The organism is Blautia sp. HCN-1074 (genome assembly GCF_037890165.1).
Classification (GTDB): domain Bacteria; phylum Bacillota; class Clostridia; order Lachnospirales; family Lachnospiraceae; genus Blautia_A.
Map to the genome: position 1 here is coordinate 21,798 of NZ_JBBKBP010000011.1, position 13,980 is coordinate 35,777.

Consider the following 13,980-nt stretch of genomic DNA (forward strand, 5'->3'; position numbering starts at 1 on the left):
TTGACTATGTTTGCAGGAGATTAAGAGTTACTGTGAACGGTAATGATTAAGAAAAACTAAGCCCCGCAAAATCTGCGGGGCTTAGTTTTTCTTAAGTTTCTATTTGTTTCAGGCTTTTCTGAAAGCTGCTCTCTTACGTTCTCTGGAATCCAGAAGTCTCTTACGGATACGGAGAGATACCGGTGTAACCTCCAGCAGTTCATCCTGATCGATAAAGTCGATCGCCTGTTCCAGACTCAGAACTCTGGGCGGAGTTAATTTCAGCGCATCATCAGCAGAAGAAGAACGTGTATTAGTCAGATGTTTAGTCTTGCATACATTCAACTCAATATCCTCAGCCTTACCATTCTGACCGATAACCATACCACTGTAAACCTTAGCACCAGGTCCGATAAACAGAGTACCACGCTCCTGAGCTGCGAACAGGCCATAAGTAACAGCCTCACCAGCCTCAAATGCGATCAGAGATCCCTGTTTTCTGTACTGGAAATCTCCCTTATAAGGTGCATAGCCGTCAAACATAGTATTAATGATACCAGTACCCTTTGTGGAAGTAAGGAACTCACCACGGAATCCGATCAGTCCACGGGAAGGGATGTGGAATTCCAGACGTACAGTGCCGTCGCTGGCAGTACTCATACCCTGCAGTTCACCTTTACGTTCGCTCAGCTTCTGGATTACAGTACCGGAAAATTCTTCCGGAACATCTACATAAGCAATTTCCATAGGCTCAAGCTTCTTGCCACGCTCGTCTGTTTTATACAGAACTTCCGGTTTACTTACTGCGAATTCATAACCTTCACGTCTCATGTTTTCAATCAGGACAGACAGATGAAGTTCTCCACGTCCGGAAACTTTAAATGCCTCAGTTGTATCAGTGTCTTCTACACGAAGGCTGACATCTGTGTTGAGCTCACGGTAGAGACGGTCACGCAGATGACGGGAGGTAATGTATTTACCTTCCTGACCGGCCAGCGGACTGTCATTTACGATGAAGTTCATGGCAATAGTAGGCTCGGAAATCTTCTGGAAAGGAATAGCTTCCGGATTATCCCCTGCGCAGAGAGTATCACCGATATGGATATCTGCGATACCGGAAATAGCAACGATAGCACCGATAGTGGCCTCTTTTACTTCAACTTTGTTCAGACCGTCAAACTCGTAGAGCTTGCTGATCTTAACTTTCTTACGTTTGTCCAGATCATGATGGTTTAACAGAGTCAGTTCCTGGTTAACAGCGATTGTACCGTTTTCAACTTTACCAACACCGATACGTCCAACGTATTCGTTGTAATCAATCGTGCTGATCAGAACCTGAGTATCTGCCTCCGGATCTCCTTCCGGAGCCGGGATATATTTCAGGATTGCTTCAAATAACGGAGCCATATCCTTAGGAGTGTCGTTTAAGTCGATCACAGCATGTCCTGCTTTGGCAGAAGCATACAGGAACGGACAGTCAAGCTGTTCATCAGAAGCACCAAGATCCATAAGAAGTTCCAGAACCTCATCTACAACTTCATCCGGACGGGCTTCCGGACGGTCGATCTTGTTGATACATACGATTACATGAAGGTCAAGTTCCAGTGCTTTCTTAAGAACGAATTTTGTCTGAGGCATAGCACCTTCGAAAGCATCAACGAGAAGAATAACACCGTCTACCATCTTAAGTACACGTTCTACCTCGCCGCCGAAATCAGCATGTCCTGGTGTGTCAATGATGTTGATTTTTGTATTTTTGTAATGAACAGCTGTGTTCTTGGATAAAATAGTGATACCACGTTCACGCTCGATATCATTGGAGTCCATGACACGTTCCTGAACTTCCTGATTCTCACGGAATACACCGCTCTGTTTCAGAAGCTGGTCAACCAGAGTAGTTTTACCATGGTCAACGTGTGCGATAATGGCTACGTTACGGACATCTTCACGTTTTGTTCTCATAAAATGATTTCCTTTCCTATTTGAATATGAATTAAATTAATGATTTATTCGGTTACTGTTCACACGCTACTATTCCGCGAGGTGTTTTGGCATGAATATGCCAAAATCCTTAAGAATACGGCGCGGATTTATGTGATTAGCATAAATCCTGTGCATCGCGAAGCGTGTTACTGAGAACGGAGTGAACAGTAACTTTATTCTTCCTATTATATATGTGTTTTTTCTTTAATAAGTTACCCGAAGTTTCAGTTTACCACATTTTCGCCAGATTACAAGGTGTTGAAATAAATTTTTTTATTTTTATAAATTCCGGTTCTAAATCTGAAAGCCTGTACATAACTATATAAAGAACAATACAAGGTACACTAGAGCATCGGGAAATGTTTACTGTCTATTGCGTATCAGTAACAAAAAAATTTCACCGGGAGTGCTCTACGAGGAAGGAGAACCACATTATGGCAGATAAAATTATTGAAAACAATCAGGTATCTATGATGGGAAAAATTGCAGCAGGATTTACGTTCAGTCATCAGGTCTTCGGGGAAGGCTTCTATATGACAGAACTGCTGGTTAAGAGACTAAGTGATTCGGAAGACAGAATTCCGGTTATGGTTTCTGAACGTCTGGTGGACGTAACACAGGACTACATAGGAGAATATGTAGAGATTCATGGACAGTTCCGCTCTTATAACCGGCACGAAGAAAAACATAACCGACTGGTGCTTTCTGTGTTTACCAGAGAACTGAAATTTGTGGAAGAAGAGGATGACACGGTTCCTGTAAACCAGATTTTTCTGGATGGATTTATCTGTAAACCGCCGGTATACAGAAAGACTCCGCTTGGAAGAGAAATCGCAGATGTACTTCTGGCAGTAAACCGTCCTTATGGAAAATCAGACTACATACCATGTATCTGCTGGGGAAGAAATGCCCGCTATGCATCAGCCTTTGAAGTAGGTGGCCATGTCCTGATCTGGGGCCGCATTCAGAGCAGGGAATATATGAAGCGGATCGGGGAGAATGAAACAGAGAAGAGAGTTGCGTATGAAGTTTCTGTAAGTAAGCTGGAATATATGGAGTAGGCCTTTTACACGTTATTAAGAAGTTATGGCTCACAAGCTATTATTCTGCAAAGCGTGTTACTGGGCACGGAGTGGACAGTAACGTGAAAAGGAATGTCCGCATTAATTACTTGCAATTCTTCATAAACTGCGGTAATATAAGCGTATTCAGATAAAAACAGGTTACAGTGTAACCATGTTTATTTATGTCTATAATGACACAAAAAAGAAAGATAACTGTTCTGTATCTTTGCGGATAGCAGATAGCCGAATAGTTAATAAGCTACAATTTCAATAACGATAAGAGGAATTGTTTGTTATGGAAAAAGAATTTACAGAGGTTTACTGTGGCGGAGGAAAGGGAAAGACAACTCTGGCCATTGGTCAGTGTCTGAGAGCTTCTGCCCAGGGTAAAAGCGTCATTATTATTCAGTTTCTGAAGGGAAGAGAGCGCAGAGAACTGGACTTTCTGGAAGAACTGGATAATCTGGATATCAAGATATTCCGTTTCGAAAAGCATGATGAGTGTTATGAGGAATTGAATGAGGAGGAGAAAGCAGAAGAGAAGACAAATATTCTTAATGCTTTAAACTTTGCACGAAAAGTTATTGCAACTCAGGAGTGTGATTTCCTGCTTCTGGATGAGATTCTAGGACTTCTTGATTATGGAATCACCACCGAAGAGGCAATCGGTGATATTCTCAAGATGAAAGATGAGAGTATGCATATCCTGATTACTGGACGGACGTTACCGGATAGCCTGCGTAAATATGCAGACAGCATAACTACACTGACAACAGAAATCTGTTAGGCTGTCTGGAATGACAGTCTGTATAGAATCTACAGAAGAATAAAGGAGGAGAGCAAATGGCAATTTTTAAAGGTGCAGGTGTTGCGATCGTAACCCCTATGTATGAGGATGGTAAGGTCAACTATGATAAACTGGAGGAACTCCTGGAGTATCAGATCGCAAACAGTACGGATGCGATCATCATTTGCGGAACAACAGGAGAATCATCTACAATGACACACGGAGAGCATCTTAAGACAATTAAGTTCGCAATCGACAAAGTAAATAAACGTGTCCCGGTTATCGCAGGTACAGGTTCCAACTGTACAGATACCGCGATCATGATGTCAAAAGAAGCTGCTTCCTACGGTGCAGATGCACTTCTGGTAGTAACTCCTTATTATAACAAAGCAACTCAGAAAGGTCTGATCGCTCATTATACAGCAATCGCAGAGGCAGTTCCGGAAACTCCTATCATTATGTATAATGTTCCAAGCCGTACAGGATGTAATATCCAGCCTGCAACAGCAGTAGCACTGGCTAAGAATGTTAAGAATATCGTTGGTATTAAGGCAGCAAGCGGAGATCTTTCCCAGATCGCAACTATGATGGCTATGGCAGACGGATGCATTGAACTGTATTCCGGAAATGATGACCAGGTACTTCCGATTCTTTCACTAGGCGGACTTGGTGTAATTTCCGTACTTTCCAATGTTGCTCCTAAGGAAACACATGATATGGTCATGAAATTCCTCGAGGGAGATACAAAGGGTGCAGCAGAGATTCAGTTAAAAGCAATTCCGTTAATTCACGCACTGTTCAGTGAAGTAAACCCAATTCCGGTTAAAACAGCTCTGAACCTGATGGGACGTGAAGCAGGACCTCTTCGTATGCCATTATCCGAGATGGAAGAAGCAAACAAAGAGAAACTTGCTGCAGAACTGAAGAACTTTGGAATCAAACTTGCGTAAATTTGAGAGGAAATACAAATGGTAAAGATTATTATGCATGGCTGCAACGGTCATATGGGTCAGGTAATCTCAGGGCTTGTTGAGAAAGATCCGGATGCCGAGATCGTAGCAGGTATCGACGTAGCAGATCAGGGAAAGAACAGCTACCCTGTATATACAAATATGGAAGAATGTCAGGTAGAGGCAGATGCCCTGATTGATTTTTCTTCTGCAAAAGCAACAGATGCGCTTCTTGCTTACTGTGAGAAACGTCACCTTCCGGTTGTATTATGTACAACAGGCTTAAGTGAAGAACAGCTTGCAAAGGTTGAAGAGACTGCCAGGAATGTCGCAGTTCTGAAATCTGCAAATATGTCTCTCGGAATCAATACTCTGATGAAACTGCTTCAGGACGCTGCAAAGGTTCTGGCAACAGCAGGATTTGATATCGAGGTTGTTGAGAAACATCATCGTCTGAAACTGGATGCTCCGAGTGGAACAGCACTTGCACTGGCAGACAGCATCAATGAGGCTATGGATAACCAGTATCATTATACTTATGACCGCAGTCAGAGACGCCAGATGCGCGACGACAAGGAAATTGGTATCTCAGCAGTTCGTGGCGGAACAATCGTCGGAGAACACGAAGTAATCTTCGCAGGTCCGGACGAAGTGATCGAATTTAAGCATACGGCATATTCTAAAGCTGTATTTGGAAAAGGTGCGATTGAAGCTGCCAAATTCCTTGCAGGAAAACCGGCAGGAAAATATGATATGAGCGATGTTATCAGCGCGAAATAATGATAAGAGCATAAAATAATAAAAAAGGAAGTGCATCCGGTACAAAACACGGGCACTTCCTTTTTTGCTGAAATCAAGTAAGCTTTCTGTTTCAATTGTGAATATCTGCCTGGCTTAATGATAATATGCATAAGTTAAAAGTCTCTGTGAATCCTGCCAGCGTTCTAAACATCGGTTTTTTGATTGCATACTGGGCAATTTTGGCCAGGTCAGAGGCTGTTGTGTAATGATTATAACCGGCATCAAGACCATTTGGAGTAGCAAAGTGAGTGCTTGTTTAAGTTCTTTAGACAAAGAATCCTGTTTACAGAAATTTTTATCAGGCTGACATATCATTTGCATCATAACACGAAATGTAAAATTTTCCAGAATAGTATTGGTTTTTATGCACATATTAAAAATACGATGACAGCAGAGAACAAACAAAAGGTTTACTCTCGCATCATACAACATAAAAAATCATAATACAAAAAGCGGAGGGATTTCCGTCGCATGAACAGGCGGACTGCTTTCCGGGAACAGGAGACGAATATGAGAAAAAAAGTAAAGAAGATTCTTGTGAGTGCGGCACTTATTGTGACATTATGTATGTTTACTGCGTGTGGAAATACCAACAATGCAGCAGATGAGGCAGATACAAATGAGGAAAATATGACGGATGAAAATGTGACAGATGATACGGTTGATGATGCAGATAATGGTGTGAAAAATAACACAACAGACGGCAACGTAGCTGGAGATAATACAGTCAGAAACGATACAGACGGCAATAATACAACCGGAAATAATACAACAAATAATACAGACAATGGAACAGTGACGGATGATGGACTGGCTGGAAATGGAGCAGCAGAGGATGGTATGGCAGGTGATGCGGTAAATGGCGATAATAATACTGCAACAGATAATAATGATGGAACTGTTTCCGGAGCACTTGGGAATGGAGTCAGAGACCTGGGCGAAGGAGTTGGTGATGCAGTTGAAGATGTAGGCGATGCTGTTGGAAATGCAGCGGAGGGAAGATAGAAAGAGGAGCTCAATTAAAACATGGAATTTATCTGAATCCGTTGAATAACTGCGCGTCATATTCTCATTGCTTCAGTGATGAGTTAGACGCGCAATTTTTTTGCTGACATAAGGAGACTGGTGTAATATGTCAATATCGTATGCGGCAGTCTCAATTATGATTGACAGGATTTCTAAAAAAATCGAGACAACAGAAATGGTTTATGGTATTATCGTAGTAAAGTAATAAAATATTGCTGTTAACTTTGTTCTCAGTAACAATAAAATAACAATGGAGGAAACAGGTCTATGAAATTTCGGCCATGTATTGACATACATAATGGAAAAGTGAAACAGATTGTGGGAGGGAGTCTCACAGATGTACAGGATCAGGCGAGTGAGAATTTTGTATCTGAACAGGATGCATCTTTTTATGCAGATTTATACAAAAAAGCAGGAATAAAGGGTGGTCATGTGATCTTATTAAACAGTCATGACTCTCCTTATTATGAAGCAACGAAAGAGCAGGCACTTCTTGCTCTTCGTACATATCCGAAAGGTTTGCAGATCGGAGGGGGCGTAAATCCGGATAATGCCGGGGAATACCTGAATGCCGGGGCAAGTCATGTGATTGTTACTTCCTACGTCTTTAAAGATGGAAAAATTTCCTGGAAAAATTTAAACAGAATGAAAGATACTGTGGGAAAAGAGAATCTGGTTCTGGATCTTAGCTGTCGCAAAAAAGATGGAAAATATTATATTGTGACAGACCGCTGGCAGAAATTTACGGAAGTCATCGTAACATTAGAAACTATGGAAGAACTGGGAAACTACTGCGATGAGTTTCTGGTTCATGCGGTAGACGTGGAAGGTAAGGCACGCGGAGTAGAGACTGAACTGGCAGCTCTGCTTGGGGCATACAGAGGAAATCCGGTTACCTATGCCGGAGGTGTCGGCTCTGTGAGTGACATTGAGGATCTTCGTAAATACGGAAAAGACAGACTTGATGTTACAGTAGGCAGCGCACTGGATCTCTTTGGAGGAAGGATTCCATTTACAGAATTGATTAAACTTTAACTTATAGCAATTCCATAAAAGATTGCAATTAATTCGACACATCAGAGCGTGAAGTCCTGCGATAATTATTATATTTGTAATGAAAATAAATAGGAAATTACGTGGGTTTTATCATAATAAGGTGGGAACTTTGAGGATATTCTTAAAGTAAACAGAAAAAATGTGAAATTTTAATAAAATAGTGTTAAAATTCAAAATTATGTGTTATAATAGACCCATCAAACAGCAAAGGGGATGGAAGCATGAAATTTATCATCAGCGGAAAAAATATTACAGTTACAGAAGGTCTTAAGACAGCGGTCCAGGACAAACTCAGTAAACTGGAAAGGTATTTCACTCCTGACACCGAAGTTGTAGTAACTTTAAGTGTTGAAAAAGAAAGACAGAAAATCGAAGTAACGATTCCTGTAAAAGGAAACATCATCCGTTCTGAACAGGTAAGCAATGACATGTATGTATCAATTGATCTAGTAGAGGAAGTCATTGAACGTCAGCTTCGCAAGTACAAAAATAAAATCGTAGACAAACAGCAGGCAGCAGCCAACTTCCAGAAAGCATATCTGGACAAGGACTACGAAGAAGATGAAGAGGTTAAGATCATCCGTACCAAGAAATTTGGAATTAAACCAATGTATCCGGAAGATGCATGCGTACAGATGGAACTTCTCGGACATAATTTCTTTGTATTCTACAATGCAGAAACAGAGCAGGTAAATGTAGTTTACAAACGTAAAGGAAATACTTACGGTCTGATCGAACCGGAATTCTAGTCTTATCAGAACATAAAAAGGCTATAAAAAAAGTTTTCATAAGAAAAGCTTCCGTGCAGAATCCAAACTTCTGTGCGGAAGCTTTTTTAACCGAATCAACTGCGAAGCAGTTATTCGGTGTAGAGCCACGTAGCAAAGGCAGAAGTTTTTATCTGGTTAAATAAGAAAAAGAAGAGGTAGAGGAATGAAAACAGCATTGACAATTGCAGGCAGTGATTCCAGCGGTGGAGCTGGGATTCAGGCGGATATTAAGACAATGATCGCAAATGGTGTATACGCAATGAGTGCGATTACAGCATTGACGGCACAGAATACAACAGGTGTAACTGCAATCATGGAAGTGACACCGGAATTTCTGGGAGAGGAACTGGATAATATTTTTACAGATATTTATCCGGATGCAGTAAAGATAGGAATGGTATCTTCAAGCACCCTGATTGGGAAGATTGCAGACAAACTGGAGGAATATAAAGCGGGAAATATCGTGGTCGATCCTGTTATGGTGGCAACGAGCGGAGCGAAACTGATCAGCGATGAGGCAATCGAAATATTGAAACAGCGTCTGCTTCCGATTTCAAGTGTACTGACTCCGAATATTCCGGAAGCGGAAGTTCTGGCAGAGATGGAGATTCATACGGCAGATGATATGATCGCAGCAGCAAAGAAAATCAGTGATACATATCACTGCGCGGTTTTGTGTAAAGGCGGACACAAGCTAAATGATGCCAATGATCTGCTTTACCGGGATGGCAGCTATCGCTGGTTTGAGGGAAAACGTATTAACAATCCGAATACCCATGGAACCGGCTGCACGCTTTCCAGTGCTATTGCCTCAAATCTTGCCAAAGGCTTTGATCTGGATACATCGGTAGAGCGCGCTAAAGATTATATTTCCGGAGCACTGGCAGCGATGCTTGACCTTGGAAAAGGCAGCGGACCGATGGATCATGGATTTGCAATTACAGGAGAATATAAGAAAGAATCTGAGAGGGAATAATTTTCAGTAAACAGGATGCGAAGATTAAGCTAGTATGACTCACGCTAATTAGCGTGAGCCATACTAGGTTTAAAGCATAGGAAATCTAATGCTTTAAGCCTGGTTTTTCACTTTTGACGTAGTACTCAAAATATGATAGAATATACAGAAAATCCTGTAAAGAAAGAAGGAGCAAAAACGCAATGAGAAAAGCCGGAGTATTAATGCCAGTTTCCGCACTTCCATCACGTGTTGGTGCCGGGGAACTCGGAGAAGCAGCATTTCATTTTATAGAATTACTAAAAAAGAATCATGTTAAAATATGGCAGATTCTTCCACTTAACCCAGTTGGTTACGGAAATTCTCCATATCAGCCATATTCCTCTTGCGCTGGTGATGAAATATATATCAGTCTGGACAAACTTGCAGAGGATGGGCTGCTGAAGACAGCACCTGAAGCTTTTTTACAGAATGCGAAGAGAGTAGATTACGAAGCTGTCCGTCAGTACAGAGAGCCGTTCCTGAGAGAAGCTTTTGAAGTTTTTACAAAGAAAAAGGGACAGGAAGAGTCTGCATATAAAGAATTTGCAGCACAGGAATGGGTGTATGAATATGGCGTATTCCGTGCATTGAAGAAAGCAAATAACGGAAATTGCTGGAATGACTGGGCGGAAGAGGACAGAAACTGGCCGGAGAACAGACATGCATTATCAGCAGAAGTCGAGGCAGAGGCCCAGTATCAGATGTTCCTTCAGTATATTTTCTACACTCAGTGGATGGACGTAAAGAAAACGGCAAACGAAGCCGGTATTGAGATCATGGGCGATGTTCCGTTCTATGTAGGTCAGGATTCTGTAGATGTGTGGGGCGGTAAGGATAATTTCCTTCTGGACACAGACGGACGTCCGATCTTTATTGCAGGAGTACCACCAGACTATTTCAGCGCGACAGGTCAGAGATGGGGAAATCCGATTTACGACTGGGAACATATGAAAGAACAGAATTATCAGTTCTGGGTAGACAGAATCGGTTACAGCAATAAATTGTTTGATATCATCAGAATCGATCATTTCCGTGCATTTGATACATACTGGAAGATTCCTGCAACCTGTCCGACTGCGATTGACGGCGAATGGATCGAAGCACCTGGATATGAAGTGATTGACACACTTCAGAAAGAGCTTCCGGGGCTGAATCTGGTGGCTGAGGATCTGGGACTGCTCCGTCCGGAAGTTCTGGTATTAAAGGATCATTACCATCTGAAAGGAATGAAAATCCTTATCTTTTCTATCGAAACAGGTGGAAAATATGCCAGGGATACCTTCCATGATGTGGAAAACATGATTTTCTATACAGGAACTCACGATAATGACACGATTATGCAGTGGTATGAAAATATGAGCACTGCATCCAGAAGAAAACTTCGCCGTATGTTAAAGAAAGCAGGGGCATCACAGGGTTCTGTCAAAGACCGATTCCTTCAGTATACCATGCAGAATCAGGCGGAATATGCGATCATCCCGCTGGCAGATATCCTTGGACTGGGAAAAGAAGGCCATATTAATACACCGGGAACAATCGGTTCTCCGAACTGGGAGTGGCACTTACCGGATTTTGTACAGGCCGAGAAAGAATTACAGAAATTAGGACGCCTGATTGTAGATACTAAACGTATTTGACCGAATCAGGTAAGTCCCCTGCGGAGGTTGCGAAGAGCAATAAGAAGTGGGTGGGGACTTGCTGCTTTTGGTATTTTATGTTCAAACACTTCGCGGGATAGTGACATGTGAATAAGAACAGATTTAGTAACAATTTTCTTATTTTGTTTATGAAAAATTCATTGTTTTCCATACTGGAAAGTGTTAGAATAGTTTAGTATTGTGTATACAGAAAAATCGTTTGTAATGTTCGCATGCTGCTATTATGTTTGCAGTGAACGGAGTAAACAATAATAACCGGTATCGTACAGATGCCGGTGTATAGCAGCAATGCTTTGTAAAAATAGAGAGATTAACAGGAGTAAAACCTAATATGAATATGTTTTCAAAAGTATTCGGGACCCGCAGCCAGCGAGAGGTTAAGCGTATCATGCCTCTGGTTGAGAAAATCGAGAGCCTGCGCCCGGACATGCAGAAGTTAAGTGACGAGGAACTGAAAGGAAAGACAAGAGAGTTCAAGAAACGTCTGGAAGAGGGAGAGACATTAGATGATCTGCTTCCAGAGGCATTTGCGGTTGTACGTGAAGCCGGTAAACGTGTTCTTGGAATGGAGCATTTCCGAGTGCAGTTAATCGGTGGTATCATTCTTCACCAGGGACGTATCGCAGAGATGAGAACAGGTGAAGGTAAAACACTTGTTGCCACACTTCCGGCATACTTAAATGCCCTGGAAGGTAAAGGTGTGCATATCGTAACAGTCAATGACTATCTGGCTAAACGAGATGCAGAAGAGATGGGACAGATCCATGAATTCCTTGGCCTGACTGTCGGCGTTGTTTTAAATGATATGAAGCAGGATGAACGTCGTGCTGCATACAACTGCGACATTACCTATGTTACCAATAACGAACTTGGTTTCGATTATCTGCGTGACAACATGGTTATTTATAAAGAACAGCTGGTACAGAGAGATCTGCACTACTGTATCATCGATGAGGTCGACTCCATTTTGATCGATGAGGCGCGTACACCTCTTATCATTTCCGGTCAGAGTGGAAAGTCTACGAAATTATATGAAGCCTGCGATATCCTTGCCCAGCAGTTAGAGCGTGGTGAAGCCAGCCACGAGATGACAAAGATGGCAGCTATCATGGGCGAGGAAGTTATCGAGACAGGTGACTTCGTTGTAAATGAGAAAGATAAGATCGTAAACCTTACTGAGCAGGGTGTTCATAAGGTTGAGAAATTCTTCCATATTGAGAACCTGGCTGATCCGGAGAATCTGGAGATCCAGCATAACATTATCCTTGCTCTTCGTGCACACAACCTGATGCATAAGGATCAGGATTACGTTGTTAAAGATGATGAGATTCTTATCGTTGATGAATTTACCGGACGTATCATGCCGGGACGCCGTTATTCTGACGGTCTTCATCAGGCGATTGAAGCAAAAGAGCATGTTAAGATCAAACGTGAGAGCAAGACTCTGGCAACGATCACATTCCAGAACTTCTTTAACAAATATGACAAGAAGGGCGGTATGACCGGTACAGCTATCACAGAGGAGAAAGAGTTCCGTGATATCTATGCAATGGACGTTGTAGAAATCCCGACGAACAGACCGGTAATCCGTGTTGACCATGAAGATGCTGTTTATATGACAAAGAAAGAGAAATTCAACGCAGTTGTCAATGCTGTAGTTGAGGCTCATGCAAAACAGCAGCCGGTACTGGTTGGTACAATTACAATCGAAACATCCGAACTTATCAGCCGTATGCTGAAGAGACAGGGAATCAAACATAATGTATTGAACGCGAAGTTCCATGAACTGGAAGCTGAGATCGTAGCACAGGCAGGTCAGGCAGGAGCAGTTACGATTGCTACTAACATGGCGGGCCGTGGTACTGATATTAAGCTGGATGATGTGTCAAGAGAGGCTGGCGGTCTGATGATCATCGGTACAGAACGTCATGAGTCCAGACGTATTGATAATCAGCTGCGTGGACGTTCCGGTCGTCAGGGTGACCCGGGTGAGTCCCGTTTCTACATTTCCCTGGAAGATGATCTGATGCGTCTGTTCGGTTCTGAGAGACTGATGAAGATCTTTACATCTCTGGGTGTTGCTGAGAATGAACAGATCGAACATAAGATGCTTTCCAATGCAATCGAGAAAGCACAGGAGAAGATTGAGTTTAACAACTTTGGTATTCGTAAGAATCTTCTTGATTATGACCAGGTAAATAATGAGCAGCGTGAGATCATCTACAAAGAGCGTCGTCAGGTTCTTGATGGTGAGAACATGCGTGAGGCAATCTACAAGATGATTCAGGATACAGTTGATACTTATGTAGATATGTGTTTCTCTGATGATGTAGATTCCGAAGAGTGGGATCTGAATGAATTTAACGGCGTACTTCTCCCGGTTATTCCGGTTCAGCCGCTTACTCTTGAGACTGTAAAAGGTAAGAAACGTGATGAGATTAAGCATGCATTGAAAGAAGAGGCAGTGAAGCTTTATGAAGCAAAAGAAGCAGAGTTCCCGGAACCGGAACAGCTTCGTGAATTAGAGCGTGTTGTACTTCTGAAATGCATCGACAGCAAGTGGATGGATCACATTGATGATATGGAAATTCTTCGTCAGGGTATCGGACTTGCTGCTTACGGACAGAGAGATCCGGTTGTTGAATACAAGATGAGCGCATTCGAGATGTTCAACAACATGATCACATCTATTCAGGAAGATACACTTCGTATGCTGTATCATGTACATGTAGAGCAGAAGATCGAGCGTGAACAGGTTGCCAAAGTTACCGGAACAAACAAAGATGACAGCGCCGGTCCGAAGAAACCAGTTCAGAGAAAAGAGATCAAAGTATATCCGAACGATCCGTGTCCATGCGGAAGCGGTAAGAAATACAAACAGTGCTGCGGACGTAAGAACAAAGCCTGAG

11 protein-coding genes are annotated in these 13,980 nt (G+C 42.3%); 10 read left to right on the top strand and 1 reads right to left on the bottom strand.

Features of this window, described 5'->3' with window-relative positions; translation table 11 throughout:
- Window positions 1–108 precede the first annotated feature (108 nt).
- Window positions 109–1,941, bottom strand: a complete 1,833-nt coding sequence (typA, locus tag WKT11_RS10730; protein WP_117674237.1) for a translational GTPase TypA — start codon at window positions 1,939–1,941, stop codon at window positions 109–111.
- A gap of 455 nt (window positions 1,942–2,396) precedes the next feature.
- Between typA and WKT11_RS10735 the strand changes: the two genes are divergently transcribed.
- The 10 genes from WKT11_RS10735 (at window position 2,397) to secA (ending at window position 13,979) form a co-directional block, all read left to right on the top strand.
- Window positions 2,397–3,023, top strand: a complete 627-nt coding sequence (locus WKT11_RS10735) for a single-stranded DNA-binding protein (protein WP_117674238.1) — start codon at window positions 2,397–2,399, stop codon at window positions 3,021–3,023.
- Window positions 3,024–3,321: 298 nt separating this feature from the next.
- Window positions 3,322–3,813 (top strand): cob(I)yrinic acid a,c-diamide adenosyltransferase, encoded by a 492-nt coding sequence (locus WKT11_RS10740; RefSeq protein ID WP_117674239.1) that lies wholly within the window; start codon window positions 3,322–3,324, stop codon window positions 3,811–3,813.
- A gap of 56 nt (window positions 3,814–3,869) precedes the next feature.
- The gene (dapA, locus tag WKT11_RS10745; protein ID WP_117845064.1) at window positions 3,870–4,763 is read left to right on the top strand and encodes a 4-hydroxy-tetrahydrodipicolinate synthase; all 894 of its coding nucleotides are present in this window, start codon (window positions 3,870–3,872) and stop codon (window positions 4,761–4,763) included.
- Window positions 4,764–4,781: 18 nt separating this feature from the next.
- Window positions 4,782–5,543, top strand: a complete 762-nt coding sequence (gene dapB, locus WKT11_RS10750; RefSeq protein WP_117845062.1) for a 4-hydroxy-tetrahydrodipicolinate reductase — start codon at window positions 4,782–4,784, stop codon at window positions 5,541–5,543.
- A 531-nt stretch (window positions 5,544–6,074) separates the two neighbouring features.
- Window positions 6,075–6,569, top strand: coding sequence for a hypothetical protein (locus WKT11_RS10755; RefSeq protein WP_147324757.1), 495 nt, complete (start codon window positions 6,075–6,077; stop codon window positions 6,567–6,569).
- A 288-nt stretch (window positions 6,570–6,857) separates the two neighbouring features.
- Window positions 6,858–7,625: a phosphoribosylformimino-5-aminoimidazole carboxamide ribotide isomerase gene (gene hisA, locus WKT11_RS10760; RefSeq protein ID WP_117674243.1), complete on the top strand. Its 768-nt coding sequence runs from the start codon at window positions 6,858–6,860 to the stop codon at window positions 7,623–7,625.
- 242 nt (window positions 7,626–7,867) lie between these two features.
- Window positions 7,868–8,395, top strand: a complete 528-nt coding sequence (gene hpf / locus WKT11_RS10765; protein ID WP_117674244.1) for a ribosome hibernation-promoting factor, HPF/YfiA family — start codon at window positions 7,868–7,870, stop codon at window positions 8,393–8,395.
- A 184-nt stretch (window positions 8,396–8,579) separates the two neighbouring features.
- Window positions 8,580–9,392, top strand: coding sequence for a bifunctional hydroxymethylpyrimidine kinase/phosphomethylpyrimidine kinase (gene thiD / locus WKT11_RS10770; protein WP_117674245.1), 813 nt, complete (start codon window positions 8,580–8,582; stop codon window positions 9,390–9,392).
- Window positions 9,393–9,532: 140 nt separating this feature from the next.
- On the top strand, window positions 9,533–11,050 hold the full coding sequence (malQ, locus tag WKT11_RS10775; protein ID WP_278277937.1) for a 4-alpha-glucanotransferase: 1,518 nt from the start codon (window positions 9,533–9,535) through the stop codon (window positions 11,048–11,050).
- A gap of 352 nt (window positions 11,051–11,402) precedes the next feature.
- Window positions 11,403–13,979, top strand: a complete 2,577-nt coding sequence (secA, locus tag WKT11_RS10780; protein WP_117674247.1) for a preprotein translocase subunit SecA — start codon at window positions 11,403–11,405, stop codon at window positions 13,977–13,979.
- Window position 13,980: the final 1 nt, after the last annotated feature.